Source organism: Nonomuraea basaltis, assembly GCF_005893125.1.
Lineage (GTDB): Bacteria > Actinomycetota > Actinomycetes > Streptosporangiales > Streptosporangiaceae > Nonomuraea > Nonomuraea basaltis.
The window spans coordinates 1-26,736 of the sequence record NZ_VCJS01000068.1 but is presented as its reverse complement, the minus strand read 5'-3'; the positions used below and the strand labels follow the sequence as shown (position 1 = coordinate 26,736).

Annotated in this window: 26 protein-coding genes and 2 pseudogenes; 15 read left to right on the top strand and 13 right to left on the bottom strand. The window is 69.7% G+C overall.

All coding sequences use genetic code 11. The features are described from left to right. Window positions 1–109: 109 nt before the first annotated feature. From clpB to EJK15_RS29430, 6 genes and pseudogenes are all read right to left on the bottom strand, one after another. Window positions 110–2,680, bottom strand: coding sequence for an ATP-dependent chaperone ClpB (gene clpB, locus EJK15_RS29455; RefSeq protein WP_138713727.1), 2,571 nt, complete (start codon window positions 2,678–2,680; stop codon window positions 110–112). A 33-nt stretch (window positions 2,681–2,713) separates the two neighbouring features. Further along, window positions 2,714–3,037 (bottom strand): annotated as a pseudogene (locus tag EJK15_RS29450) (heat shock protein transcriptional repressor HspR); the annotation flags it as partial. 3 nt (window positions 3,038–3,040) lie between these two features. Beyond that, window positions 3,041–4,216 (bottom strand): molecular chaperone DnaJ, encoded by a 1,176-nt coding sequence (gene dnaJ, locus EJK15_RS29445; RefSeq protein WP_138713726.1) that lies wholly within the window; start codon window positions 4,214–4,216, stop codon window positions 3,041–3,043. A gap of 19 nt (window positions 4,217–4,235) precedes the next feature. After that, window positions 4,236–4,853: a nucleotide exchange factor GrpE gene (grpE, locus tag EJK15_RS29440; RefSeq protein ID WP_138713725.1), complete on the bottom strand. Its 618-nt coding sequence runs from the start codon at window positions 4,851–4,853 to the stop codon at window positions 4,236–4,238. Then, window positions 4,853–6,721 (bottom strand): molecular chaperone DnaK, encoded by a 1,869-nt coding sequence (dnaK, locus tag EJK15_RS29435; protein WP_138713724.1) that lies wholly within the window; start codon window positions 6,719–6,721, stop codon window positions 4,853–4,855. Before dnaK ends, grpE begins: the two co-directional genes overlap by 1 nt. 236 nt (window positions 6,722–6,957) lie before the next feature. Then, window positions 6,958–7,404 (bottom strand): hypothetical protein, encoded by a 447-nt coding sequence (locus EJK15_RS29430; RefSeq protein ID WP_240777282.1) that lies wholly within the window; start codon window positions 7,402–7,404, stop codon window positions 6,958–6,960. Window positions 7,405–7,475: 71 nt separating this feature from the next. Here EJK15_RS29430 and EJK15_RS29425 point away from each other — a divergent pair, with 71 nt between their 5' ends. From EJK15_RS29425 to EJK15_RS29405, 5 genes are all read left to right on the top strand, one after another. After that, the gene (locus EJK15_RS29425; RefSeq protein ID WP_138713723.1) at window positions 7,476–8,357 is read left to right on the top strand and encodes a proline dehydrogenase family protein; all 882 of its coding nucleotides are present in this window, start codon (window positions 7,476–7,478) and stop codon (window positions 8,355–8,357) included. A 16-nt stretch (window positions 8,358–8,373) separates the two neighbouring features. After that, window positions 8,374–9,168: a pyrroline-5-carboxylate reductase gene (gene proC / locus EJK15_RS29420; protein WP_138713722.1), complete on the top strand. Its 795-nt coding sequence runs from the start codon at window positions 8,374–8,376 to the stop codon at window positions 9,166–9,168. A 67-nt stretch (window positions 9,169–9,235) separates the two neighbouring features. After that, window positions 9,236–10,582, top strand: a complete 1,347-nt coding sequence (locus EJK15_RS29415) for an efflux RND transporter periplasmic adaptor subunit (RefSeq protein ID WP_171074600.1) — start codon at window positions 9,236–9,238, stop codon at window positions 10,580–10,582. Then, window positions 10,579–11,286: an ABC transporter ATP-binding protein gene (locus tag EJK15_RS29410; protein ID WP_138713720.1), complete on the top strand. Its 708-nt coding sequence runs from the start codon at window positions 10,579–10,581 to the stop codon at window positions 11,284–11,286. Before EJK15_RS29415 ends, EJK15_RS29410 begins: the two co-directional genes overlap by 4 nt. Continuing rightward, window positions 11,283–12,467 carry an ABC transporter permease gene (locus EJK15_RS29405; protein WP_138713719.1) on the top strand — a complete coding sequence of 395 codons (1,185 nt, stop codon included), beginning with the start codon at window positions 11,283–11,285 and terminating at the stop codon, window positions 12,465–12,467. The genes EJK15_RS29410 and EJK15_RS29405 overlap by 4 nt, the downstream gene beginning before the upstream one ends. Before the next feature lie 7 nt (window positions 12,468–12,474). Here EJK15_RS29405 and EJK15_RS29400 read toward each other — a convergent pair whose 3' ends face one another. The 4 genes from EJK15_RS29400 to EJK15_RS29385 form a co-directional block, all read right to left on the bottom strand. Beyond that, window positions 12,475–13,215, bottom strand: a complete 741-nt coding sequence (locus tag EJK15_RS29400) for an ABC transporter permease (protein WP_138713718.1) — start codon at window positions 13,213–13,215, stop codon at window positions 12,475–12,477. Beyond that, window positions 13,212–14,102, bottom strand: a complete 891-nt coding sequence (locus EJK15_RS29395) for an ABC transporter ATP-binding protein (protein ID WP_138713717.1) — start codon at window positions 14,100–14,102, stop codon at window positions 13,212–13,214. Before EJK15_RS29395 ends, EJK15_RS29400 begins: the two co-directional genes overlap by 4 nt. A gap of 80 nt (window positions 14,103–14,182) precedes the next feature. Beyond that, window positions 14,183–14,836, bottom strand: coding sequence for a response regulator (locus EJK15_RS29390; RefSeq protein WP_138713716.1), 654 nt, complete (start codon window positions 14,834–14,836; stop codon window positions 14,183–14,185). Beyond that, a complete protein-coding gene (locus tag EJK15_RS29385; protein WP_138713715.1) occupies window positions 14,833–15,939 on the bottom strand; it encodes a sensor histidine kinase in 1,107 nt (368 codons plus the stop codon). Before EJK15_RS29385 ends, EJK15_RS29390 begins: the two co-directional genes overlap by 4 nt. A gap of 137 nt (window positions 15,940–16,076) precedes the next feature. Between EJK15_RS29385 and EJK15_RS29380 the strand changes: the two genes are divergently transcribed. From EJK15_RS29380 to EJK15_RS29340, 9 genes are all read left to right on the top strand, one after another. Then, the gene (locus EJK15_RS29380; protein WP_138713714.1) at window positions 16,077–17,240 is read left to right on the top strand and encodes an acetoin utilization protein AcuC; all 1,164 of its coding nucleotides are present in this window, start codon (window positions 16,077–16,079) and stop codon (window positions 17,238–17,240) included. A gap of 13 nt (window positions 17,241–17,253) precedes the next feature. Next, complete coding sequence (locus EJK15_RS29375) at window positions 17,254–18,036, top strand: phosphatase (protein ID WP_138713713.1); 783 nt, start codon at window positions 17,254–17,256, stop codon at window positions 18,034–18,036. A gap of 312 nt (window positions 18,037–18,348) precedes the next feature. Then, the gene (locus EJK15_RS29370) at window positions 18,349–18,552 is read left to right on the top strand and encodes a helix-turn-helix domain-containing protein (protein ID WP_026214222.1); all 204 of its coding nucleotides are present in this window, start codon (window positions 18,349–18,351) and stop codon (window positions 18,550–18,552) included. Between the two features lie 198 nt (window positions 18,553–18,750). Beyond that, window positions 18,751–18,849, top strand: coding sequence for a 30S ribosomal protein bS22 (locus EJK15_RS29365; protein ID WP_018654693.1), 99 nt, complete (start codon window positions 18,751–18,753; stop codon window positions 18,847–18,849). A 22-nt stretch (window positions 18,850–18,871) separates the two neighbouring features. Next, entirely contained in the window at window positions 18,872–19,867 is a 996-nt protein-coding gene (locus tag EJK15_RS29360; protein WP_138713712.1) for an NAD-dependent epimerase/dehydratase family protein, read from the top strand. Continuing rightward, window positions 19,864–20,772 carry a lysophospholipid acyltransferase family protein gene (locus EJK15_RS29355; protein ID WP_420847098.1) on the top strand — a complete coding sequence of 303 codons (909 nt, stop codon included), beginning with the start codon at window positions 19,864–19,866 and terminating at the stop codon, window positions 20,770–20,772. Before EJK15_RS29360 ends, EJK15_RS29355 begins: the two co-directional genes overlap by 4 nt. Window positions 20,773–20,839: 67 nt before the next feature. After that, window positions 20,840–21,634 (top strand): SDR family NAD(P)-dependent oxidoreductase, encoded by a 795-nt coding sequence (locus tag EJK15_RS29350; protein ID WP_138713711.1) that lies wholly within the window; start codon window positions 20,840–20,842, stop codon window positions 21,632–21,634. Window positions 21,635–21,734: 100 nt separating this feature from the next. Then, window positions 21,735–22,313, top strand: a complete 579-nt coding sequence (locus tag EJK15_RS29345; protein WP_138713710.1) for an RNA polymerase sigma factor — start codon at window positions 21,735–21,737, stop codon at window positions 22,311–22,313. 2 nt (window positions 22,314–22,315) lie between these two features. Beyond that, the gene (locus EJK15_RS29340; protein ID WP_138713709.1) at window positions 22,316–23,323 is read left to right on the top strand and encodes an LCP family protein; all 1,008 of its coding nucleotides are present in this window, start codon (window positions 22,316–22,318) and stop codon (window positions 23,321–23,323) included. Between the two features lie 4 nt (window positions 23,324–23,327). Here EJK15_RS29340 and EJK15_RS29335 read toward each other — a convergent pair whose 3' ends face one another. The 3 genes from EJK15_RS29335 to EJK15_RS29325 form a co-directional block, all read right to left on the bottom strand. Beyond that, window positions 23,328–24,200 carry an HAD family hydrolase gene (locus tag EJK15_RS29335; protein ID WP_138713708.1) on the bottom strand — a complete coding sequence of 291 codons (873 nt, stop codon included), beginning with the start codon at window positions 24,198–24,200 and terminating at the stop codon, window positions 23,328–23,330. Between the two features lie 17 nt (window positions 24,201–24,217). Continuing rightward, on the bottom strand, window positions 24,218–24,844 hold the full coding sequence (locus EJK15_RS29330) for a DUF5667 domain-containing protein (RefSeq protein ID WP_206061163.1): 627 nt from the start codon (window positions 24,842–24,844) through the stop codon (window positions 24,218–24,220). 83 nt (window positions 24,845–24,927) lie between these two features. Beyond that, complete coding sequence (locus EJK15_RS29325; protein WP_138713706.1) at window positions 24,928–25,569, bottom strand: sigma-70 family RNA polymerase sigma factor; 642 nt, start codon at window positions 25,567–25,569, stop codon at window positions 24,928–24,930. A gap of 178 nt (window positions 25,570–25,747) precedes the next feature. Between EJK15_RS29325 and EJK15_RS29320 the strand changes: the two are divergent. Then, window positions 25,748–26,736: pseudogene (locus tag EJK15_RS29320) on the top strand (hypothetical protein); the annotation flags it as partial.

Genomic DNA, 26,736 nt, shown 5'->3' with positions numbered 1-26,736 from the left:
TCAAGTGACAGAGAGAGGGCGAAACCTTACCGACCGCGCGCCGGGATGACCGTGCCATGACACGCCGAAGCCCGGGGACCATGATCGATCCCCGGGCTTCGAAGCCGGGTCAGGCGCGCTGGACGAGCAGCTCGTCGTCGCCGAGCTCGACCATGACCTTGTCGCCGTCCACGATCTCGCTCGACAGCACCGCTCTGGCCAGCTTGTCGCCGATGGCGGACTGGACGAGGCGGCGCAGCGGACGGGCGCCGTACAGCGGGTCGTAGCCCGTCAGGGCCAGCCACTCCCGGGCCGCCGGCGTGACCTCCAGCGTCAGCCTGCGGTCGGACAGGCGCTGCGCCAGCCGCTCGACCTGCAGATCGACGATCTGTGCCAGCTCCTCCGAGCCCAGCGCGTCGAACAGGATCACGTCGTCGAGACGGTTGAGGAACTCCGGCTTGAAGGAGCTGCGCACCGCCCCCATGACGGCCTCGCGCTTGGCGCCGTTCTCCAGCTTGGGATCGACGAGGAACTGCGAGCCGATGTTGGAGGTGAGGATCAGGATCGTGTTGCGGAAGTCGACCGTGCGGCCCTGGCCGTCGGTCAGCCGCCCGTCGTCGAGCACCTGGAGGAGGATGTCGAAGACCTCGGGGTGGGCCTTCTCCACCTCGTCCAGCAGCACCACGGTGTACGGGCGCCGCCTGACGGCCTCGGTGAGCTGGCCGCCCTCCTCATAGCCGACGTAGCCGGGAGGCGCGCCGACGAGCCTGGCCACGCTGTGCTTCTCGGAGTATTCGCTCATGTCGATGCGGGTGATGGCCCGCTCGTCGTCGAACAGGAATTCCGCCAGCGCCTTGGCCAGCTCCGTCTTGCCCACGCCCGTTGGGCCCAGGAAGAAGAACGAGCCCGTCGGCCGGTCGGGGTCGGCGATGCCGGCCCGGCTGCGGCGTACGGCGTCCGAGACGGCCTGTACGGCCCGCTGCTGGCCGATGAGCCGCTTGCCCAGCTCCTCCTCCATGCGCAGCAGCTTGGCCGTCTCCGCCTCCAGGAGGCGCCCCGCGGGGATGCCGGTCCACGACGAGATCACCTCGGCGATGTCGTCGGCGCCGACCTCCTCCTTGACCATGGCGTTCTCCGGCGGCGCGGCGTCCGAGGCGGCCTTCAGCGCCTGCTCGAGCCGCGGCACCTCGGCGTACATCAGCCGGGAGGCGGCCTCGAAGTCGCCGTCGCGCTGCGCCCGCTCGGCGGCGCTGCGGGCCTCGTCGAGCTGCTTCTTGAGCTCACCGACCTTGTTGAGCCCGGCCTTCTCGTGCTCCCAGCGGCCGACGAGGGCGTTGAGCTCCTCCTGGCGGTCGGCCAGCTCCTGGCGGAGCCGTTCGAGCCGCTGGACGGAGGCCTCGTCGGTCTCCTTCGACAGGGCCAGCTCCTCCATCTTCATCCGGTCGACGTTGCGCTGGAGCTGGTCGATCTCCACGGGACGGGAGTCGATCTCCATGCGCAGCCGCGAGGCGGCCTCGTCGACCAGGTCGATGGCCTTGTCGGGGAGGAACCGGCTGGTGATGTAGCGGTCGGAGAGCGCGGCGGAGGCCACCAGCGCGCTGTCGGCGATCTGCACCTGGTGGTGGGCCTCGTAGCGGCCCTTCAACCCGCGCAGGATCGCGATCGTGTCCTCGACCGTGGGCTCGCCCACGTAGACCTGCTGGAAGCGACGCTCCAGCGCCGCGTCCTTCTCGATCCGCTCGCGGTATTCGTCGAGCGTGGTCGCGCCGATCATGCGCAGCTCGCCGCGGGCCAGCATCGGCTTGAGCATGTTGCCGGCGTCCATCGCACCCTCGGCGGCCCCCGCGCCGACGACGGTGTGCAGCTCGTCGATGAACGTCACGATCTGCCCGTTGCTCTCCTTGATCTCGGAGAGCACGGCCTTGAGCCGCTCCTCGAACTCGCCGCGGTATTTCGCGCCGGCCACCATCGCGCTCAGGTCGAGGGCGATCAGCCGCTTGTTGCGCAGCGACTCGGGCACGTCGCCGGCCACGATGCGCTGGGCCAGGCCCTCGACGACGGCGGTCTTGCCGACGCCGGGCTCGCCGATCAGCACGGGGTTGTTCTTGGTGCGGCGGCTGAGCACCTGGACCACCCGGCGGATCTCGGTGTCGCGGCCGATGACCGGGTCGAGCTTGCCGCCGCGGGCGCGCTCGGTCAGGTCGACGCCATATTTCTCCAGCGCCTGGTAGGTGTCCTCGGGGGTCTCGCTGGTGACGCGGGCGTGGCCGCGTACCTTTTCGAAGGCGTCGAGCAGCGCCTGCGGCGTCGCGCCCTGCGACTTGAGCAGCGCGGCCGCCTGGCCGCCGTCGGCGGCCAGGCCGACCAGCAGGTGCTCGGTGGAGACGTAGAGGTCCTCCAGCCGGTTGGCGTGCTGGGCGGCGGTGTTCATCACGGTGAGCAGTTGGCGCGAGCTGGACGGGGCCCCCACCGTCGAGCCCTGCGCCTTCGGCAGCGCCGCGAGCAGCTCCTCAGCCCGCGCCCGCAGCGTGCGCCAGTCGGCGCCGACAGCCTCGAGCAGCGGCACGGCGGTGCCGCCCGTCTGCGAGAGCAACGTGGTCAGCAGGTGAGCCGGGGAGATCTCCGGGTTGCCCTCCGCGGCGGCACGCCGCATGGCACCCGAGAGCGCTTCCTGGCTCTTCTGGGTGAGCTTGTATTCCATGTCTTCCTACGCCCCCGGTGGCAGCTCGTAACGGATCAGCGCTCTGACCATCCGCATCTCGGCACGCAGGCGGTGAACCTCCTCACGCAGCCGCAGAGCTTCGTTCTCGAGCTCGAGAATCCGCTTGATGCCCGCGAGGTTGATGCCCTCCTCCTGGGAGAGCCGCTGCACCTCGCGGAGCTGGATGATGTCTCTCGTGGAGTAGAGGCGGCCGCGCCCCGCCGTGCGCCCAGGGCTGACCAGCCCCAGCCGGTCGTACTGCCGCAGCGTCTGCGGGTGGAGCCCGGACAACTGCGCGGCCACCGAGATCACATAGACGGGTGTGTCGTCTGACAGATCGAAGTAGTTGGCGTCCATCGGCTACTCGCTTCTGGCTCGCTGAATGAGATCAGCGCGCGGGTCCTCTCCCACGGTCGCGGTGTTGAACTCGGTGAGGAGCTCGCGCGACTTGTCGTCGAGCGTCTTCGGCACGACCACCTCGACGGTGGCGAGCAGGTCGCCCTTGGTGCCGTCTTTACGGGCGACGCCCCTGCCGCGCACCCGGAACGTGCGCCCGTTGGGGGTGCCCGCGGGGATGCGCAGCGTGACCGGCAAGCCCTTGAGGATCGGCACCTTGATCTCGGCGCCCAGCGCGGCTTCCGTGAACGTCACGGGTACGGTGATCGTCAGGTTGTCGCCCGCCCTGCCGAACACGGGGTGCGTCTTGACATGGGTCTGGATGTAGAGATCGCCGGCCGGGCCGCCGTTCTCGCCCGGCGCTCCCTTGCCCTTGAGCTTGACCCGCTGCCCGTCGGCCACGCCGGCGGGGATGCGGGCCTGGATGGTGCGGGTGCTCTTGGCCCGGCCGCTGCCCTCGCACACGGGGCAGGGGTCGTCCACGATCAGCCCACGGCCCTTGCAGTCGCGGCAGGGCTCGGAGAAGGCGAAGTTGCCCAGGTTGCGGCTGGCCGCGCCGGTGCCCTCGCAGGTGGGGCAGACCCTGGGGGTCGTGCCCGCCTTGGCCCCGGTGCCGGTGCACGCGGCGCAGGCGGCCGAGCTGGTCAGCCTGAGCGACACCGTGGTGCCCTCGACCGCCTCGGTGAACGTCAGCGTGACCTCGGACTCGACGTCCTGGCCGCGCCGCGGCCGCGCCGTGGTGGTGGTGCGGGTGGCGCCGCCGCGGTTGAACAGCCCGCCGAACAGGTCGCCGAGCCGCTCGCCTGCGCCGCTCTGGCCCGGCTGGCCGGTCCCGCCGAACAGGTCACCGAAGTCGAACGGGAATCCGCCACCGCCGCCGGGCCGCTGGCCGCCCACCCCGGACCCGAACAGCGTGCGCGCCTCGTCGTACTCCTTGCGGCGCTTGCTGTCGGACAGGACGTCGTAGGCCTCGGAGACCTCTTTGAACTTGGCCTCTTTGGTCGCGTCGCCCTGGTTGCTGTCGGGGTGGTATTGCCTGGCCAGCTTGCGGTAGGCCTTTTTGATCTCATCGGCGGTGGCGGTCTTGGGCACACCAAGGACGGCGTAGTAGTCCTTCTCCAAGTAGTCCTTGGTGCTCATCTACGGCCCTTCGTCCTCGTCAGTTTTCTTCTTCAGTATCTGCCGCGTCAGGGGACACGGCAGGAGCGGCCTCGGGCTCGGCCACCGCCACCCGCGCCGGGCGGAGCACCCTGTCGCCCATCCGGTATCCAGGCTGCAACACCTCGATCGCGGTCGGCTCGGTGACGTCCGGCGAGTAGCTGTGCATCAGCGCCTCGTGGACGGTCGGGTCGAACGGCTCGCCCTTCTGCCCGAAGGGGCTGAGGCCGAGCTTGGTGACGGCCGACTCCAGTGACTCCGCCACCTTCGCGAAGCCTCCGGTGAGCTCGCCGTGGTCGCGAGCCCTGCCGATGTCGTCGAGGACGGGCAGGAGCTCCATCAGCGCGCCCGCGACCGCCTGCTCCCTGACCGCGGCCCGGTCGCGCTCGACCCGCCTGCGGTAGTTCACGTATTCGGCCTGAAGTCGCTGCAGATCGGCGGTCCGCTCGGCGAGCTGGGCCGCCAGCTCGCCGTCGGGGGAGCCCAGCACCGGCGCCTCGGCAGGCGGCTGCTCGGCCGCCTGGTCGGCGGCCGTCTCCCTGACCTGCCCCGTCTCCGGGTCGATCTTGCGCTTGTCGCGGATCACCGGCTCCTCATGCCCGTTTTCACGCGGCGGCATCACTTGTCCTTCTTCGGCTCGTCGTCGACGATCTCGGCCTCGACCACATCCTCGTCGGCCTTCTGGCCGTCACCGGACGCGGCGTCCTGCGGGGCGCCCTCGCCGCCGGCCTGCTGGCCCTGGCTCTGGGCGTAGATCGCCGAACCCATCTTCTGGCTGACCGTGGCGAGCTTCTCCGCCGAGTTGCGGATGACGTCGGTGTCGGTGCCCTCCAGAGCCTTCTTCAGCTCGGACAGGGCGTCGTTGACCTCGGTCTTGATGTCGCCGGGGACCTTGTCGTCGTTCTCGCGGAGGAACTTCTCCGTCTGGTAGGCGAGCCCGTCGGCGTTGTTGCGGACCTCGGCCTCCTCGCGGCGCTTCTTGTCATCCTCGGCGTACGACTCCGCCTCGCGCATCATGCGCTCGATGTCGTCCTTCGCCAGCGCGGAGCCGCCGGTGATCGTCATCGTCTGCTCCTTGCCCGTGCCCAGGTCCTTGGCGGAGACGTTGACGATGCCGTTGGCGTCGATGTCGAAGGTGACCTCGATCTGCGGGATGCCGCGCGGCGCCGGCGCGATGCCGGTCAGCTCGAAGGTGGCCAGCTTCTTGTTGTACGAGGCGATCTCGCGCTCGCCCTGGAAGACCTGGATCTGCACCGACGGCTGGTTGTCCTCGGCCGTGGTGAAGACCTCGGAGCGCTTGGTCGGGATCGTCGTGTTGCGCTCGATGATCTTGGTGAAGATGCCGCCCTTGGTCTCGATGCCCAGCGACAGCGGGGTCACGTCGAGCAGCAGGACGTCCTTGACCTCGCCCTTGAGCACGCCGGCCTGCAGGGCGGCGCCGATGGCGACGACCTCGTCCGGGTTGACGCCCTTGTTGGGCTCCTTGCCGCCGGTCAGCTCCTTGACCAGCTCGGTCACCGCGGGCATGCGGGTCGAGCCGCCGACCATCACCACGTGGGCGATGTCGGAGACCTTGATGCCGGCGTCCTTGATGACCTGGTGGAACGGGCCCTTGGTGCGCTCGAGCAGGTCGGCCGTCAGCCGCTGGAACTCGGAGCGGGTCAGCTTCTCGTCGAGGTGCAGCGGGCCCTCGGACGAGGCCGTGATGTAGGGCAGGTTGATGTTGGTCTCGGACTGGCTGGACAGCTCGATCTTGGCCTTCTCCGCGGCCTCACGCAGGCGCTGGAGTGCCATCTTGTCCTTGGCCAGGTCGACGCCGTGCGCGTTCTGGAAGCGCTTGACGAGCTCGTCGACGACGCGCTGGTCCCAGTCGTCGCCGCCCAGGTGGTTGTCACCGGAGGTGGCCTTGACCTCGACGAAGCCGTGGCCGTCCTCCTGGCCGACGTCGAGCAGGGACACGTCGAACGTGCCGCCGCCGAGGTCGAAGACGAGGATGGTCTGGTCCTGCTCCTTGTCGAGCCCGTAGGCGAGGGCCGCCGCGGTCGGCTCGTTGATGATGCGGAGCACGTTGAGGCCCGCCACCGTGCCGGCCTCCTTGGTGGCCTGGCGCTGGGCGTCGTTGAAGTAGGCCGGGACGGTGACCACCGCGTCGGTGATCTTCTCGCCCAGGTACGCCTCCGCGTCCTGCTTCAGCTTCTGCAGCACGAAGGCGCTGATCTGCTGCGGCGAGAACTTCTTCCCGTCGATCTCCTGGGACCAGTTGGTGCCCATCTCCCGCTTGACCGAGCGGATCGTCCGGTCCACATTGGTCACGGCCTGCCGCTTGGCGACCTCGCCGACCAGGACCTCGCCGTTCTTCGCGAAGGCGACCACGGACGGCGTGGTCCGCGAGCCCTGCGCGTTGGCGATGACGGTGGGCTCACCGCCCTCGAGGATCGAGACGACGGAGTTGGTCGTCCCAAGGTCGATACCTACCGCACGTGCCATGAGTACGTCCTTGTAGTCAAAGTTGAGTCTGGTGGACTCAAGTTACGGATGCCTGTCGGCTTTGTCAAACGACTTGAGCCTACTCGACTCAACCCTCGTGAGTGCGTCGGCATTCCCGAATATCGCACTTCCTGGCCAACGGGTCCGTGCCCGCGGAAGGTTCCACCGGACGGCAAAGCGGACCCCCGGTGCGGTGAGCGCGCGCCGGGGGTCCGCGTGTGACACGTCCAAATTTCCTACGGCTTGGCGCCGTCCACGAGCTTGCGCTTGCCCAGCGCCTTCTTCAGCTTGACCGTCGTGGTCTTCTCGACCGCGATCATGATGCATGACACGTTCCTGGCCTTGCGCGCGGTGCCCTCGTACAGAGTGATCGTGACCTTCTTCGAGGTCTCCTTGACCTTGACCTTGTGCAGCACCGTGCAGGGGGCCACGCCCGACCACCAGGTGAGCGCGACCTTCTTGCCCTTGGAGACCGGCTTGGCCTTCGTCCAGCTGACCTTGCGGACGTTGACGGCGTCGCCCGTCGGCTTGACCGGCTCGGGGCCCTTCGTGGGGGCGGTGGTGACCGGGGTCACCGCCGCAGGCGCGTCGGGGGTCTGGGACGCGGCCTGCCTCGCGGGCTGCGCTGTGGCACAACTCGTCGCGAGCACCAGGGATCCGGCCAGAAGAGTCGCTTTCCTCATTGTGCGCATACCTCTACGACGGATAAGGATTGCCGGTGGTTCAGCGCCATGCCGGGGTTAGTGTGGTTCCCGTGCTCCGTCAGGCCCTGCTCGCCGTCTCCAAGAGCGAACGCGCCGAGCGCGTCATCTCAACCTCGCCGCTGACCAGGGACGTCGTCAAGCGGTACGTCGCCGACGACGTCGGCGCCGCGATCGACGAGCTGACCCGCCGTGGCCTGCTCGTCACCGTCGATCACCTCGGCGAGGAGGTGACGGACCGGGCGCAGACCGAGGAGTCCGTCAGGGAATACCTGTCGCTGCTCCGCCTGCTGCCCGCGGGCGCCGACGTGTCGGTCAAGCTCACCGCGCTCGGGCTGCGGCTGTCGGAGCAGCTCGCGCTCGACCACGCCGCCGCGATCTGCCGGGCCGCCGCGGCCGGGGACGTCACGGTGACGCTCGACGCCGAGGAGCACGACACGATCCCGGGGCTGCACTCCGTGCACGCCGCGCTGCGCAGGGATCATCCAGACGTCGGCGTAGTGGTGCAGGCTTACCTGCCGGACGCGCTGGAGCGCTGCGAGAAGCTCGGCGGCGCCCGCGTACGCCTGTGCAAGGGCGCCTACACCGCTCCCGGCGCCTACACCAAGACCGCCGACATCGACCGCTCGTTCGTCCGCTGCCTGAAGGTCTTGATGGCCGGCACCGGCTACCCCATGGTCGCCACCCACGACCCCAGGCTGGTGCGCATCGCCTCCACGCTCGCCGTGCTCCACGGGCGCGACCTGACAGGCTTCGAATACCAGATGCTCTACGGCGTCCGCCCCGGCGAGCAGGCCCGCCTGGCCGGCCTCGGCGCCCAGATGCGCGTCTACGTCCCCTACGGCTCCGACTGGTACGCCTACCTCATGCGCCGCCTCGCCGAACACCCCCGCAACCTGACCTTCTTCCTCAGGTCGCTGGTGTCGCGGGGCTAGCGGATAGGCTGCCAGGATGATTGCGATTCTGGGCACGGGCAAGATGGGCGAGGCTCTGCTGTCCGGGCTGCTGCGTGCCGGGTTCAAGCCCGGCGAGATCATGGCGACCACCCGCCGGGCCGAGCGCGCGGAGGCCCTGCGCGAGACCTACGGCGTGCGCACCGTCTCCAACTCCGAGGCGGCCAAGACGGCCGACACGCTGATCCTGGCCGTCAAGCCGCAGGACATGGCCACGCTCCTGGCCGAGATCGCCCCGTACGTCCCCGCCGACCGCCTGGTGATCAGCGCGGCGGCCGGCATCACGACGTCCTTCGTCGAGCAGCGGCTCGGCGTCGACGTGCCCGTGGTCAGGGTGATGTCCAACACGCCGATCAGGTTCGACGAGGCGATGAGCGTGATCTCGGCGGGCGCGCACGCGGGCGAGGAGCACCTGAAGCTCACCGAGGGCCTGCTCAAGCCCGTCGGCAAGGTGCTGCGCATCCCCGAGTCCCAGCAGGACGCCGCCACGGCCCTGTCCGGCAGCGGCCCCGCCTACTTCTTCTACCTGGTGGAGGCCATGGTCGACGCGGGCATCCTGCTCGGCATGCCCAGGGCCGCCGCGCTCGACATGGTCACCCAGTCCATCGTCGGCGCCGCCGTGATGCTGCGCGACTCGGGCGAGCACCCGGTGATCCTGCGCGAGGCCGTCACCTCGCCGGGCGGCACGACCATCGCCGCGATCGCCGAGCTGGAGCGGCACAGCGTGCGGGCCGCGTTCCTGGCCGCCATCGAGGCGGCCCGCGACCGCGGCCGCGAGCTGGCCTCCGGCTGAGCACCGCCTGAGAGCTCGCTGAGAGCCGGTCGGCCGCCCGCCGCCCCCTGCTCCTACGATGTCTCGGGTGACGTTACGTCGCGGTGTCGCGCCGCTGCTCGTCCTCTTAGCGCTGACCGGCTGCACGTCCGAGGAGCCGTCCACCGTCCAGGTCGGCGAGGTCAAGCGTGCCCCGGTCACCGAGGTCGTCGAGGCCCCGGCCACGATCGGCGCGCGGGCCTCGGCGACGCTCCGCTCGCCCGCCCAGGGCACGATCGCCAAGCTGTACGTGCGCGAGGGCGACCGCGTGCGCAAGGGCGACATCCTCGCCAAGATCCGCTCGCCCCAGGCGCAGAGCCAGCTCCAGCAGGCCCGCCAGGCCTCCAAGATGTCCGCGCCCGCGACCGTCACCCCGAACGTGCGGCTGCCGTCGCTCGACACCAGGGCGTTCGACCGCAAGGTGGCCACCCACTTCGCCAAGGCGCGCAAGGAGGCGAAGAAGGTCGAGGACGCGGGGGCCCGCAAGCAGCTGCTCAATGCGATCGAGCTGGCCCAGACCCAGCACGAGGAGCAGACGAAGGCCCTGGCCTCGATCACCGCCCAGCTCAGCCGCTCGATCAACGGCGTACTGTCCGGCGTGACCAGCGGCCTGTCCAGCTCCATGGCCTCGCTGCAGGCCGTCTCGAAGTCCCAGGCCAAGGCCGCGGTCAAGGCGGCCGAGAGCACGGTCAAGTCGCTCACGATCAAGGCGCCGTTCGGCGGCGTCGTCACGCTCGGCCGCGTCTCCGGCGACGGCGCGGGGAGCGGCGTCGAGGGCCTGCTCAGCCAGCTCCCGGGAGGCGGGCAGCAACTGCCCTCCCTGCCCTCGGGGGGATCGTCGTCCGGCACCCCGGTGGCGACGGGGGTGCCGGTATCGGCGGGCGACTCGATCGTCACCGTCACCGACGTCTCCAAGCTCCTGCTGGACGCCGACGTCGATGAGACCGACGTGCTGCTGGTCAGGAAGGGCGTCAAGGCCGCGGTCGAGCTGGACGCCGTCCCCGGGGCCACGTACACGGCCGTGGTCACCGGCATCGGCGTCACGCCCAAGGAGGGCACCACGGGCGGCGTCAGCTACCCGGTGCGGCTCACACTCGGCGCCGGCGCGTTCGACGATGGCTCAAAGGCGCCGACGCCCAAGCCGGGCATGAGCGCCGTGACGCGGCTGACCGTGCGCGAGTCGCCGACCGCCGTCTCGGCGCCCGCCTCGGCCATCGTCTCCAGCGGGCGGGAGAGCGTGGTCTGGGTGGTCAGGAACGGCGTCGCCGAGCGGCAGGCGGTCAAGCTGGGCGCGCAGGGGGACGCGGTCGTCGAGGTGCTGAGCGGGCTGTCCGTCGGCGACCGGATCGTGGTGAAGGGCGCGGACTCCGTACGGGGAGGGCAGCGCCTGCCATGACCGCGGCCATCGAGGCGGTGGACCTCACCAGGCGCTACCAGCTCGACGGCGTGGCCGTGGAGGCGCTGCGCGGCGTGTCGCTGACGATCGGCCATGGTGAGTTCGCCGCCATCGTCGGCCCGTCGGGCTCCGGCAAGTCCACCCTCATGCACCTGCTCGGCTGCCTCGACCGCCCCACCTCCGGGGTGTTGCGGATCAACGGGGTGGAGATGTCCGGCCTGTCCGACACCGCGCTGGCCGAGCTGCGGAACAAGACGATCGGCTTCGTTTTCCAGTCCTTCCACCTGCTGGGCCGGACCACCGCGCTGGACAATGTGGCGCTGCCGCTGGTGTACCGGGGGATCGGCAGGGCCGAGCGGCGGGCCAGGGCCAGGGAGGCGCTGGAGTCCGTCGGGCTCGGGCACCGGATGGGGCACCGGCCGTCCCAGATGTCCGGCGGCGAGCAGCAGCGCGTGGCGATCGCCAGGGCGCTGGTCGGCCGGCCCAAGGTGCTGCTGGCGGACGAGCCGACCGGCAACCTCGACACCGTCAACGGCGCCGAGGTGATGGCCATACTCGACCGGCTCAACAGCGACAGCGGCATGGCCGTGGTGCTCGTCACGCACGAGGCCGAGGTCGCCGCCCACGCCCGGCGGCAGATCCATGTACGTGACGGCCTCATCGAACGGGACATCGCCGAGCCGCCTCACGGAGTGAGGCCATGAATAGTGTTGAGGCGCTGGTCATGGCGCTGGAGGCGTTGCGCGTCAATCGGCTGCGCAGCGTGCTGACCATGCTCGGCGTCATCATCGGCGTGCTGGCCGTGGTGATCCTGGTGGCCATCGGCACCGGCGCGAAGGACGAGATCGAGAAGCAGATCTCCGGCCTCGGCACGAACATCATCCTGGTCGTGCCGGGCCGCATCAGCCTGGGCGCCGCCCCGACGCAGAGCAAGCTCGGCCTGGCCGACGTGGCGTACGTGCGGCGCGTGGTCGGCGACCCGTCGAAGGTGACGGTCTCACTCCAGTCGGGCGAGACCGTACGCGTGGGCAGGGTCGAGGCGTTCGTCACGGTGGTCGGCACCGACCAGAACCTCGTCAACATCTTCGAGCGGCCCCTCGACAAGGGCCGTCCGCTGAGCGAGACCGACGTGGACACGCGGCGCCGGGTGGCCGTGCTGGGGTCGGAGGTGGCTGACCGGCTGTTCGGCGACCTCGACCCGATCGGGCGGCAGGTGACGGTCTCCGGGGCCAGGTTCCGGGTGGTGGGGGTGTACGCCGAGGTCGGGCAGACGTTCGGGCTCTCGCGCGACCAGGAGATCCACATCCCGGTGACGACGGCGCAGCGGTTGCTCGGGATCGAGCGGATCAACGGGATGGCGGTCGGCGCCTCCGGGCCCGACGAGATCGACCCGCTGTCGGACAAGGTGACGGCCGCGCTGCGGGCCCGCTATCCGGGCGAGCAGTTCTCGGCCGTCACCCAGACCGCGCTGCTCGGCACCATCGGCAACGTGCTGGGCATGCTCACCGGCGTGCTCGCCGCCATCGCGGGCATCTCGCTGCTGGTCGGCGGGGTCGGCGTGTCGAACATCATGCTGGTCAGCGTGCGCGAGCGCACCCGCGAGATCGGGCTGCGCAAGGCGCTGGGGGCCAGGCAGCGCGACATCCTGGCCCAGTTCCTCATCGAGGCTGTGCTGCTGACCACGATCGGCGGCCTCATCGGGATCGTGCTCGGGGTCGGCGGCTCGCTGGCCATCGCCGCGTTGACCGAGGTGCCCGCCTCGATCACCTGGTGGTCGATCGCACTGGCCTTCGGGGTGTCGGCGGCGGTCGGGGTGTTCTTCGGCGTGGCGCCGGCGCGGAGGGCGGGCAGACTGGACCCCGTCATCGCACTCCGCGCCGAGTAGGCAGTGTCTATGCGTCGCGGCGCTGCATCAGCACGGCGCCCGCGATCATGGCGACGGCGACCCAGACGAGGTAGACACCGAACCCGCTCCACGGGCCCAGCGAGCTCTGCCCCTGCTCGGCAACGATGAGCAAGCCCGCGTTGGTGGTGAAGTACTCGGCCACGGTCTTGCCCCACTGGCCCGGTAGCTGGTTCGCCACCTGGGGCAGCACCAGCATCAGCGCGATGGCCGACACGAGCGCGCCCGGCGTGTGCCTGACGAGCGTGCCGAGGCCGAGCCCGAACACGCCGCACGCGGTCAGGTAAAGCGTGGACCCGAGCACGGCCCGCGCCACGTCGCCCATCTCGACCGACGGCGGCTGGGAGATGGCCAGGCCGACGCCGATCGCGGCGGCCGCCGCGACCGCGGAGACGATCAGTGACGTGGTAGTGAAGATCACGATCTTGCTGGTCAGCAGGCTCATGCGCTTGGGCACGGCCATGAGCGACGTGCGGATGCCGCCGGTACGGTATTCGCTGGAGATCACCAGCACGCCCAGCGTGGCCATGGCCAGCTGGGCGAACATGATGCCCGTCAGGCTCATGATGATCGCCTCGTCGGCTGCGGGTGGCCCGCCCGGGTTGTTCTTCGTGGCGGCGCTGATGAGCACGGACATGCCCGTCATCAGCGCCACCGTGACGGCCAGCGTCCACACTGTCGAGCGGACCGAGCGGATCTTGGTCCATTCGGACCTGAGGATGTCGATCATGACGTGAACTCCAGACTGTCCTTGGTGAGCTCCATGTACGCCGCTTCGAGTGAGGGCTGCACGAACGTCAGCTCCTCCAGCGGGATGCCGGCCCGCGCGGTGACCGTGCCGATCTCGAGCGTGCTCATCGCGGTCACCCGCAGGTGGTCGGGGTGCAGCTCGCCCACCGTGATCAGGTCGGCGACCTCGGCCAGCCGGGGCGAGCGCACCCGCACGTACCCCTGCGAGCTGCGCCCGATGAACTCCTCCACACTCGTGTCGGCGATGAGCTTCCCCTTGCCGATCACGATCAGGTGGTCGGCGGTCTGCGCCATCTCGCTCATCAGATGGCTGGAGACGAACACCGTCCGCCCCTCTGCGGCCAGCTTGCGCATGAACGTGCGGATCCACAGGATCCCGTCCGGGTCGAGCCCGTTGACGGGCTCGTCGAACAGCAGGATCTCGGGGTCGCCGAGCAGCGCCGCGGCGATGCCCAGCCGCTGCGACATGCCCAGCGAGAACCCGCCGACCCGCCGCTTGGCCACCTCCCGCAGGCCCACCGTCTCCAGCACCTCGCTCACCCGGCTCGCCGGGATGCCGTTGCTCTGCGCGATGGCCAGCAGGTGGTTGCGCGCGCTGCGCCCGCCGTGCACGGCCTTGGCGTCCAGCAGCGCGCCCACCTTGCGCAGCGGATGCTTCAGTTCGCGGTACGGCCGCCCGTCCACGAGCACCGAGCCGCCGGACGGCCGGTCGAGCCCGAGGATCATGCGCATGGTCGTGGACTTGCCGGCCCCATTAGGGCCCAGGAAGCCGGTCACCTGACCGGGTTCGACGTCGAACGACAGGTCTGCCACGGCGGTGGTGCCGCCGTACCGCTTGCTCAGGTTCGTTGCACGGATCGCGGTCATGATCCAAGCGTGCCGTCGCGGACGGCCGGTTTCTTCCTGCCCGGGAACCGTTCTCCGCGAGCGCCTCTAGGACCCTGGTCCTACTCTCCTGGGTGGATCAGCGCCGCCTCGTAGGCGACGATCACGGCCTGCGCCCGGTCCCTGACCCCGATCTTGGCGAACAGGCTCGTCACGTGGTTCTTGACGGTCGAAGGGGAGACGGCCAGGTCGGCGGCGATCTCCGGGTTCGACCGGCCCCGGGCGATCAGGACGAGGATCTCCCGCTCCCTGTCGGTCAGCCCGGTCAGCTGAGCCGGCACCGTCTTCGGGCGCGACGCGCGGACGAACGTGCCGATCAGCCTCGTCAGCAGGCGCGGCGCCACGGCCGACTCGCCACGGTGCACCACGCGCACGCCCTCGATCAGCTCCTCGGGGGAGACGTCCTTGGGCAGGAACCCGGCGGCGCCCGCCCTGAGCGCCGCGACCACGTTCTCGTCCAGGTCGAACGTGCTCAGCGCGAGCACCCGCACCTCCGGCAGCTCCGCGGTGATCAGCTCGGTCGCGCGCACCCCGTCCAGGCCCGGCATGTGCAGGTCCATGAGCACCACGTCCGGCCTGAGCCGTCTGCTCATGTCCACCGCCTGCACGCCATCGGCGGCCTCGCCGACCACGCCGAGGTCGGGCTGGGCGTCCAGCATCAGCTTGAAGCCCTTGCGCACCAGCTCGTGGTCGTCCACCAGCAGTACTCGGATCATGACGTCTCCAGGGGAATGCGGGCGTGCACCCGGAAACCGCCCTCTGGGCGGGGGCCTGTGGACAACTGGCCGCCGCATAACGCCACCCGCTCGGCCATGCCGCCGAGCCCGAACCCCGGGACCCCGTTCTGCGCCGCCAGGCCGTCGTCGATCACCTCGACCTCCACGGCCGCGGGCTCGTACGCCAGGCGCACGCTGGCCCTGGCGCTGACCGCGTGCTTGTGCGTGTTGGTCAGCGCCTCCTGAACGATCCGGTAGACGGCGTGGTCCACGGCTGCGGGCAGCTCCACGGGCTCTCCCGTCACGGTCAGGCTGGCGGGCAGCCCCGCCGACTTGGCCTCCTTGATCAGCGTGGGCAGCCGCTCCGCGCCCACCCCGGTCGCGGCGTCGGGCCCCTCGTTGCCATCGGCCCTGAGCACGTCGAGCAGGCGGCGCATCTCCGACATCGCCTGGCGGGCGGTCTGCTCGGCGCTCTCCAGCGCGTCTCTGGTGACCTCCTGCTCGGGCGGGAGCGTGGCCCGCGCGCCGCCCACCAGGGCGTTGATCACGGTGATGTGGTGGGCGACCACGTCGTGCAGCTCCCTCGCGATGCGCCGCCGCTCGGCGCGTACGGCGGCGTCGGCGGCCTCGCGCCTGCTGCGCTCGTTGAGCTCGGTCCTGAGGCGAACGATCAGCCCGACGCCCACGGGTACGGCGATGGTGAACAGGGCCCCAAGCCAGCCGCCCTCCGCCCGCCAGAACCGCTCCATGACCGTCGCGTAGACGGCGTAGCCCGCCGCCGAGGTGATCAGGGTCGAGCGGCCGGTGGTGTACCGGCCCACGCTGTAGAACGCGATGGCCGAGGGCACGGTCATGAACGTCACGAGCTGCGTCGCGATGCCCACGGCGTCCACCGCGGTCACCAATCCGGCGGTGAGTATCGGAAGGCGGCGCCGCATGAGCAGGAACAGGGCGCTCACCAGGAACTGCGCCGCGCTCAGCGGCGTCTCGTATTCGCCCCGGGGCACCATGGCGATGATGACCAGCACGGCAGGGATGGAGATCAGGAACACCAGGGTCGCGTCGAAGACCCGGGGGCGTCGGAAGAAACGCACGATCTTCATGAAGGTTCGCGCTATGCGCACGCCAAAACCCTAATTGATGGAATATCGGCGTTGCTTCCCCCGTGGCCGGGCTACATCCGGGTGTCTGTGCTGCGGTAACGTCGGCGCAAGGCGAGGGAGCGCACGGAGGAGTTGTGATGAGCCGGTCGGCACGGGTGATCTGGGACGACGCTCTGATCTCCTACAATTTCGGCCCAAGCCATCCGCTCGCCCCCATCCGGGTGGAGCTCACCATGGCGCTCGCCCGCGAGCTCGGCGTCCTTGACAAGGTCGAGCTGGCCGGCTGCGGTCCCGCCGGCGACGACGAGCTGTCCATGGTCCACAAGCGCGACTACATCGAGGCCGTCAAGCGGGTGTCCGTCGCCGGTTCGCCCGATCTGGGCTGCGGGCTCGGCACGCCGGACAACCCGGCGTTCAAGGGCGTCCACGAAGCCTCCGCGCTGATCGCCGGCGCCTCGCTGGCCGCCGCCCGCTCGGTGTGGGAGGGCACCGCCGAGCATGCGATCAACATCGCCGGCGGGCTGCACCACGCGATGCCCGCCATGGCCAGCGGCTTTTGCGTCTACAACGACCCCGCGCTGGCCATCGCGTGGCTGCTGGAGCAGGGCGTCGGCCGGGTCGCGTACGTGGACGTGGACGTGCACCACGGCGACGGCGTGCAGGCGATGTTCTACGACGACCCGCGGGTCCTGACGATCAGCCTGCACGAGAGCCCGCGCACGCTCTTCCCCGGCACCGGGTTCCCCGAGGAGACCGGCGCCCACGGCACGGCCGTCAACGTGGCGCTGCCCGCGGGTTGCGGCGACGCCGGCTGGCTGCGGGCCTTCCACGCGGTCGTGCCGCCGCTGCTGCACGAGTTCCGGCCGGACATCCTGGTGACCCAGCACGGCTGCGACAGCCACGCGCTCGACCCGCTCGCCAACCTGATGCTCAGCGTCGACGGCCAGCGCGCCGCGTACGCCGCCCTGCACCGCCTGGCCCACGAGACGGCCGGCGGGCGGTGGATCGCCACCGGCGGCGGTGGATACGAGCTGGTCCAGGTCGTGCCGCGGGCGTGGACCCACCTCATCGCCGAGCTGGCCGGGCATCCGCTCGACCCGGCCACGCCGACGAGCGAGGAATGGCGCCGGTTCGTACGTGAGCGCACGGGCGAGACACCCCCGCTCACCATGACGGATGGCCGCACCCCGGAATTTCAGGACATATCCGGTGGTTATGATCCAGCGGACCCCATTGACCGTGCGGTCATGGCGACCCGACATGCGGTGTTCCCCCTGCACGGCCTCGACCCAATGCCCTAGCGAGGAAAGAGCTGTGCTGAGCCGCGACCAACTCCGCGAGCACCTTGTCCGCACCCGCATTGCCGGCGACGTCGCGACCTCCCGAGAGAACAACCTCGACCACTACAGCTCCCTCGCCAACGGCGACGCGTACTACATGCTGGGGCTCACGTTCGACCAGCCGTGGCCCTACCGGGACATCCTGGCGCTCATGGCCAAGTCCGCAGGCGTGGTCTCCGACCCCGGGCACCGCTGGGGCCAGGACACCATCGACCCCGACCTGACGATCGACGCGATCGACGTCATGGCCGAGCGCATCGCGGCGGCGCTGTCGCGGCCGAGCCCGCGCATCATGTTCGCCACCGGGCACCCGACCGGCGTGCTGGCCATCCACCTGGCGCTGGCCGTGCTCTGCGCCGAGCACGGCGCGCAGCTGCTGACGCCGGGTGAGGGATGGACGTACTCGGGGTCGGGCTTCGGCCGCCCGCGCAGGATCCGCTACCTGCAGGACATCGCGATGCTCGACGACAAGGGCGGCTTCGTGCACACCCATGACGCGGCGCCGATGCGGCACATGATCGAGGAGCTCGGCGGGGAGCTGCCGGACCTCGTGATCGCGGACCACGGCTGGGCGGGAGCGGCTGGAGAGGCCGGTGCGCCGACCGTGGCGTTCGCCGACTGCAACGACCCCGGGCTGTTCGTCGGTGAGGCGGAAGGCAAAATCGATGTGGTCGTTCCGCTCGACGACAATGTGCTACCGCGCTATTACGCTCCGTTGACGACGCGGCTCGTCACTCAGGTCTCACGAGCCCTTTGAGTCCGATTCGGTCATCCCCATACCGTCTTTTCGCGCCTGCATTCCAAGGGGCTCGCTGTCCCTTTGCCAACTTTTGATGCGGCTCCGGCGACTCTTATGTGTGGCAACTTGGACAGTTCCAACGTCCGAGTGAGGTGCTCGGCCTGGCTGCTGGCCAGCGACTTTGCTGGTTCGGCTGACGGGCGGCTCCGGCAAGAGAGAAGATGGGGGGTTTGCGCGCCCGGAGTCCCGACTTACGCTGACGGCAGTACACGTGCGTGAGCAATGGCACCAGTGGGGATAACCCGGAAACACGTGCGGAAGAGGCGTCCGATGGGTGCAGGCGAAAGACCTCTCAGCGAGGTGAAGTTCCTGACCGTGGCAGAAGTGGCGACGGTCATGAGGGTGTCCAAGATGACGGTGTACAGGCTCGTACACTCCGGCGAGTTGCCGGCCATCAGGGTCGGTCGGTCGTTCAGGGTGCCCGAGCAGGCCGTACACGACTATCTGCGGGAGGCCTACATCGAGGCAGGTTGACGTAGCGACGTGATGGTCACGCCGTGAATGCTGTCGCGGGAGAGAGGCCCGGCCGCCGCGAGGTGAGACCGGGCTCTCGCCCCCGACTTGGGGACACGGAGTCCCCCGAGGGGCGATCTACCGTGGATCGCCGGTAGTCTGTGAGCCGGTGTGCGCTCGCACTCCGATTCAGACTTGCTATCAGTACCTGGGGGTCCCGTGGGCTCTGTCATCAAAAAGCGCCGCAAGCGGATGGCCAAGAAGAAGCACCGCAAGCTGCTCAAGAAGACGCGCATCCAGCGGCGTAACAAGAAGTAACCAACGCAGCTGCGAGGCGCTGATGACCCACACCGTGCTCGTCACCGGGGTCTCGCGCCACATCGGCGCCCGGGTGGCGAGCGTTCTGGCTGCGGACCCGGACATCAGCCGTGTCATCGGAGTGGACACCGTGCCGCCTTCCTCGCTCACGCGAGACGGCGGCGTCTCACTCGGCCGGACGGAGTTCGTCCGGGTCGATCTGCGTAGCCCCGACATCGCTCAGGTGATCGCGGCCGCGGACATCGACACCGTTGTGCACATGAGCCTGGTCAGCGCTCCCTCGCGGAGCGGTGGCAGGGCTGCCATGAAAGAGCACAACGTCATCGGCACCATGCAGCTGCTCGGAGCCTGCCAGCGGTCGGCGACCGTGCGGCGGGTGGTGGTCCGCTCCACCACCGCCGTCTACGGCTCGTCGCCGCGGGATCCAGCGGTGTTCACCGAGGACCTGGAGCCGCACGACGGCCCCAGCCACGGCTACGCCAAGGACGCGGTCGAGGTCGAGGGCTACGTGCGGGGTTTCGCGCGGCGCCGTCCCGACATGACGGTGTCGTTGCTGCGCTTCGCCAACTTCATGGGTCCGGGCGTGGACTCGCCCCTGACGCGATACTTCACCCAGCCGGTGCTGCCGACCGTGTTCGGCTTCGACCCGCGGCTGCAGTTCGTCCACGAGGACGACGCGGTCGAGGTGCTGCGCCGGATGGCGAAAGAGGACCATCCCGGCACGTTCAACGTGGCCGGGGCAGGCGTGCTGCTGCTCTCGCAGTGCGCGAGGAGAGCGGGGCGGCCGACGCTGCCGCTGCTCTCACCCGTGTTCAGGATGCTCGGCAACGCCGTGCGCAGGGTGGGGCTGGTCGAATACTCGCCCGAGCAGGTCAGGCTGATGAGCCACGGCCGCGCCGTCGAAACCTCCAGGCTGGAAGCCGAGCTCGGCTGGAAGCCCAAGTTCACGACCGGGGCGGCCTTCGACGACTTCCTGCGTTCCCGTGGCCTGCGCCCGTTCGGAGGTGTGCCCAGTTGAGCGTTCCCCGCGACGAGGACGATGCCCGCGTGATCCCGATCAGTGCCGCGCCGTCCTTCGAGGACCCTGACCCCGATCCCATGGCCAGGCTGCTGGCCTTCCTCCGCAGGCGCATCACCGGCGACTACGAGGTGGACGAGTTCGGCTACGACGCCGAGCTGACCGACAAGGTCTTCCTCGAGCTGGTCAGGCCGCTCTACACCGACTGGTTCAGGGTGGAGACGGTCGAGCTGAAGAACGTGCCCGAGGAGAGCGGGGCGCTGGTCGTCGCCAACCACTCCGGCACGCTCCCGCTCGACGCGCTGATGCTGCAGGTGGCCATGCACGACGAGGTCGGCAGGCCGCTGCGGCTGCTCGGCGCCGACCTGGTCTACCAGCTCCCGATGCTCAGCCACCTGTCCCGCAAGACCGGCCACACGCTGGCCTGCCGCGAGGACGCCGACCGGCTGCTGCGCAAGGGCGAGCTGGTCGGGGTGTTCCCCGAGGGCTTCAAGGGCGTCGGCAAGCCGTTCTCCGAGCGCTACAAGCTGCAGCGGTTCGGCCGCGGCGGCTTCGTGGCCTCGGCCATCCGCGCCGGGGTGCCGATCCTGCCCACCGCGATCGTGGGCGCCGAGGAGATCTACCCCAAGATCGGCGATCTGAAGTTCCTGGCCAGGATCCTCGGGCTGCCCTACCTGCCGATCACGCCGTTCTTCCCGCTGCTCGGGCCGCTCGGGCTGGTGCCGCTGCCGTCCAAGTGGATGATCGAGTTCGGCGAGCCGATCCGCACCGACGAATACGAGCCGTCGGCGGCCGACGACCCGATGCTGGTGTTCAACATCACCGACCACGTGCGCGAGGTGATCCAGCAGATGCTCAACGAGCTGCGGCTGCGCAGAGGACACGCGTTCCCGCCGTTCCTGTGAATCCCGCAACCCGCGGGCCCTCCCCGGTGTTCTCCGAGCGATTTGCCGGAACACCGAAGGGAAACCCATGGATCTGGAGCTTTCCGGGCGCGTCGCCATCGTCACCGGCGCCTCCAAGGGCATCGGACTGGCCGTCGCCCGCACCCTGGCCGAGGAGGGCGCCCATGTCGTCGTCGTCTCGCGGACCCGTACCGGCGAGCTGCCGGGCAAGGTCGTGCAGGTCGCCGCGGACCTGATGGACGCGCAGGCGCCCGCGCGGGTCGTGGCGCGGGCGGTCGAGGAGTTCGGCGGGGTGGACATCCTGGTCAACAACGCGGGCGGGCCGCCGCCCGGGGTGACGCTGCCGCGGATCGGGTTCATGACGCCCGGTGACGCGGACTGGCAGGCGATGTTCGAGTTCAACCTGTTCTCGGCCGTACGCATGATCCGCGCCGCCGTGCCGGTCATGCTCGAGCGGGGCGGCGGCTCGATCGTCAACGTCTCCTCCACCATGGCCAGGCAGCCCGGCGCCATGAACGTCGACTACGGCGCCGCCAAGGCGGCCATGCGTCACGTCAGCAAGTCCCTCTCCGAGGAGTACGGCCCGCAGGGCATCAGGATCAACACAGTGTCGCCCGGACCGGTGCTCACGCACTGGTGGACCAAGCAGGGAGGCGCCGCCGAGGTCATAGCGGGCCTGGCGGGATCGGACAAGGAACGCGTGATCGCAGAGGTCGCTCCTGCGATGATGAAGCTCGCCACCGGGCGGCTCGTTTACCCGCAGGAGGTCGCCGACGCGGTCGCCCTGCTCGTGTCGCCGCGTTCTGGCAGCACGACCGGCGCCGAGCTGGTGATCGACGGAGGCCAGCTCAAGGAACTGTAGGTGCGGACTCCGCTAGCTGCGGTGGACCGCGGCCCACCGTGAACCTGGGTGGGGGGTTGTGGCAAGACATCCGTGACCGATCCCCCACAGAAGGGCGGAGATGATCACGCAACCCGCCACCAGGGGTGCGGACTCGGAGCTCGTGAGCGCCTCCTGGACGGAACCCGAGGCGTTCGCCGAGTTATTCGACCGCTACTCCGCCATGCTCTACCGGTACGTCTCCAAACGGCTCGGCCCCGAGCCCGCCGAGGACCTCGTCGGCGAGACGTTCCTGGTCGCCTTCTCCCGCAGGAAGAGCTACGACCTGGCGTACCCGGACGCCAGGCCGTGGCTCTTCGGCATCCTCACCAAGCTCATCTCCAGGCACCACCGCAAGGAGGGCGCCCGCTACCGCGCCCTCCTGCGCGCCCCTGTCGACTCCGACATCGAGTCGCCCGCCGACCGGGTGGCCGCCGGCGTCACCGCCCAGGCCGTACGCGCCGAGCTGGCCGGCGCCCTGGCCGCCCTGCCTGCCAAGGACCGCGACGTCCTGCTGCTGATCGCCTGGGGGGATCTCACGTACGAGGAGGTCGCGCAGGCGCTCGGCATCCCGATCGGAACCGTGCGCTCCCGCCTCAACAGGGGCAGGCGGAAGGTGCGGGCCGCGCTCGGCGACACCAACCCCATGGAGGAGGAGTGACGATGGACGACCTGAAGCTGCTCCGCGACCTCGGCGGGACGCTCGAGCACGAACCGCCCGCGACACTGGTCCGTCAGCGGGACCGCCTGCTGCGGGCCCGGCCGCGGCGCCGGTTGGCGACCTGGTGGACGACCGGGCTCGTGGCCGTCGCCACGGCCGCATCGGTCGCCGTGCCCACCCTCCTGATCGCCGACCACCACACCGCCGCGCCGCCCGCCGGGGCCCAGACCGTGGACATGAGCGGCACCAGGAACGTGCTGGTGATCGGCTCGGACACGCGAGAGGGTGAGGGCAACGCCAAGTATGGTCCTCATACGGCCAAGAGCGACGTCGGCAAGCGCTCCGACACCATCATGATCGTCCACATGCCCGCCGACCGGGGCAAGGCCACGGCCGTCAGCGTTCCGCGCGACTCGATGGTGGCGATCCCGAGCTGCTCCGGGCAGCCGGGCAGGACCGGCATGGTCAATTCCGTGTACAACACCGGCGGCGCGTCCTGCCTGAGGAAGACGCTGGAGAAGCTGACCGGGCTGCCCATCCATCACACCGTCGAGGTGGACTTCACCGGCTTCAAGGGCATGGTCGACGCGCTCGGGGGCGTGGAGGTCACCCTGCCGCAGGCGGTGGACGACCGGATGGCCAAGCTGAAGCTGCCGGCCGGCAAGCACGTGCTGAACGGGGAGGCGGCGCTCGGCTATGTGCGGCTGCGGTATTACGGCGACGGCTCCGACGTCGGCAGGATCAAGCGCCAGCACCTGCTCGTGCTCGCGATGCTGAAGAAGGCCAAGACGGCGATGGCCGATCCTGAACGCCTCAAGTCCTTCCTCGGCGCGATGCGCAGGTCGGTCAAGACGGATCTGAGCCTGGAATCCATGTATGAGCTGGCCACCGAGCTGTCGAAGACCAAGGTGAGCCTGGTGACGATTCCGTGGGAGCCGTACGCCGCCGACAGGAGCCGACTCCAGTGGAAGCAGCCGGAGGCCGCAAAGCTGTTCAAGTCGTTGAAGTAGCCCGTCATCGACCGCGGTAGTGGCGGCGGAGGGCGATGCCCGCCGCCACGCCCCCCGCCACTGCGCCGGCGCCGGCGGCGATGGGGAGGGCCATGAGCGTGGCCTTACGGCCCGTGCGGAAGTCCTTGATGGGCCACTCGTGCTTCTTGGCGTGCTCGCGCAGCTCGCTGTCCGGGTTGATGGCCACCGCGTGCCCGACGAGCGACAGCATGGGCAGGTCGTTGGCCGAGTCGCTGTAGGCGGTGCACCGGGTCAGGTCCAGTCCTTCACGGCGGGCCAGCGCCCGCACCGCCTCGGCCTTGGCGGGGCCGTGCAGCAGGTCGCCGACCAGCCGCCCCGTGTAGATGTTGTTGCTGGTCTCCGCGACCGTGCCCAGCGCGCCCGTCAGGCCGAGCCGCTGGGCGATGACCCTGGCCAGCTCGACGGGCGTGGCGGTGACCAGCCAGACCCGCTGGCCGGCGTCGAGGTGGGCCTGCGCGAGCGCCCTGGTGCCGCCCCAGATGCGGTCGGCCATGACCTCATCGTAGATCTCCTCGCCGAGGCGCACGACGTCGTCGATCTTGGCGCCGGCCACGAACGCCAGCGCCGTCTCGCGGGCCACCGCGATGTGATCGGGGTTCTCGTTGCCGCGCAGCCGGAACACCGCCTGCCCAACGGCGAACTTGAACAGGTCCGACGTGGTGAACATGCCACGCGTGGCCAGCCCCCTGGCGAAGTGGTAGATCGAGGCGCCGCGCATCATCGTGTTGTCGACGTCGAAGAAGGCCGCCGCCTGGAGGTCCGGCTCGACCGGGGCGACGGCGACCGCCGCCTGCGCCGCGGCCTCGCCGGCGGCCTCGGGCTCAGACTCGGGTCGTCGTCGAATTAGCCGCCACATGGGCTTAGCTTACTGACCTACTGAGGCGCGGCCAGACCCTCGATGTAGTGGAGGTAATCCTCCGCCTGGGCCAGCTGGTCCTCGTTGAGCTGCGGCAGCATGGGCCCGACGACCTCTTTCTGGTCCCGCGCAAATTTCTTGATCTTCGGTGAGCGCGGCTCGGCCCGCTTCAGCCGGCTGATGCCCGACCGGGTCGACTCCTCCATGTCCTTCAGCGTCTTGCTGACCAGCGGGCCGTCGTCGGCCGAGCCGAGCAGGCTGGCGACCTCCTTCGCGCGGGTCTTGGCCGAGTCCAGCTCGCGCTCGCCGCGCTCGGCGTCGTCGGCGCTGAGGCGGACGAGGGTGCTCTCCGCGGCGCGCTTGAGCGGGTAGAGCGAGTCTCCCGGCACCGCCTGGTAGGTGGCGAACGACGAGACCATCATGGCCGCCGCCAGCCCGAACGTGGCCAGGTGGGACAGCAGCGGACGCCTGGGCGCGGGGCGGCCGCGGCGCGCGTGCCTGGGGGCCGGGCGTACCGGCTCCTCGGCGTCGGGCTCCGCCGCGAGGCGGCCCGAGAGGAGCTCCGCGCGCAGCCGTGCGCGGAAGGAGGGCTCCGGCAGGCCGCCGATGGGCAGGCGGCGCAACTCCGTGAGATGCTCGAGCACGCGCTCCCTCCGCCTGCGCGCCCTACTCATGGCAGCTCCGTTCTAGCCGTGACACCTGCCTAACGAGGTGCGGATGGGGGAGGTTACGCGAGGTCGTGCTTGAGTGCCCGGGCGAGCGCGCGTACGGCGCGGAACTGCAGCGCTTTGATCGCTCCACTCTTCTTCCCCATGATCAGCGCGGTTTCCGCGAGCGAGAGGCCGTGCAGGAAGCGCAGGACCACGCATTCCTGCTGCTCAGGATTGAGATCTCGGACGGCGCGCAGGATCCGGTCGTTGATGATGGCCGTGACCACGGCGTTCTCCGGAATGTGCGAGCCGTCGAGCGGAACGTCGATGATCTCCCCGGTGGGGATCTCCAGCCGGTACCGCCCCGACTTGAAGTGGTCGGTCACCAGGTTCCTGGCGATGGTCACCAGCCACGCGCCGAAGTCCCGGCCCTGCCAGGTGAAGTCGGCGATCCTGCGCAGCGCGCGCAGGAAGGTCTCGCTCGTGAGGTCCTCGGCGAGCTGGTGTGATCCGACCCTGAAGTAGATGTAGCGGTAGACCAGGTCCACGTAGCGGTCGTAGAGCGTGCCAAAGGACTCCGTGCATCCGTTCTTGGCGTGCAGCACAAGCGTACGCACGTCGTCGTCGGGCGCTTCTTGGCGCACGGCGACCTCGCCCGTCCGGGCAGGTCCAGCGACCGCTGGCGCAAGCAGCCCGGCGAACGGTGACGAGTCAGGCATCCGGTATCCCTAGGGGTAAGGGGTGCGGCGTGCTCGAACACTCTAGAAATCAACTGGAAATTCCACAATCCACAGCGTGCTGGCATGACTAGGCGTAATCGGCAGATACCGTGTGGTTCGACCTGTTCCCTCTTCGGCTACCGGCTGGGAGGCATAGTCCGGCAGCATTGGAGTCACCATGGAGATCCTCGTTGCTGTCATAGGTTTGGCCGGTGCGCTCCTTGCCGCTTTCGCGGCCGGTGCCCTGATAAGACGGCTGCGCGACGAGCCTGAGGGGTGGTTGATCGCCTGGACCGTTGCAGCCGCGGCGCTGTGCTTGTCACTCGCTGTGATCGGCATCGGCTACCTCATGGGGTTCGGAGCGGTCACGTTCCGGATTTATCAGGTGACTGGATCGATGCTGGCGCCGCTCTGGCTGGCGGTCGGCATGATCCAGCTGCTGGCGGAGAAAGTGCCGCCGCGGTTCCTCGCGTGGCTGATGGGCATCGCGCTGACCATCGTCGCGGGCACGATCATGATCTTCGACCCGCTCAAGTCCGAGGAGATGGGCAAGACGCTGCCCGTGGCCTCGAACCACTGGTCGGTCTTCCCCACCTATCTGCTGATAGGCGTGCACGTCGTCGCCGTGCTGGTCATGCTCGCGATGGTCGTGGTCGCGGCGCTCAAGTGGCGCAGCGGCGACGAGTACGACACCGACAACCTGCACGCGGCCGTGGTCATCGTCCCGTCCGGGATCGCGCTCGTCGGCGCGATGCGGTTCGCGGTGCCGCCGCTGTTCACCACGGCGCTGCTCGCGGTGGCCGGGGCGGCGATCTGGTACACCGTGCTGCGCCCGCTGGCGCCCTACGACGACGAGGACGACGACGACTTCCTCGACGCCGACGAGCGGCCCAGCGGCCGGCAGGGCGCGCGCGCCAACCACAGGGAGGAGCGGCCGGTGCCGCACGACGAGCGGCCCCAGCGGGGCCGCAGGGCCATGCCCGAGCCCGTGCCGGCCGCGGACCTGCCGCCCGCGCCGCCGCGCCGGCCGACGGGGCTGGGCGATCTGGTTGCCGAATACCGCGCTGGGGACCAGGAGGTCGACTACGCCGCCCGGATGGCGCCGCCGCCCGACGCGGGCCCCGCCACCGGCTACATCATGAACGGCGCCCCGCCCCAGCAACGCCC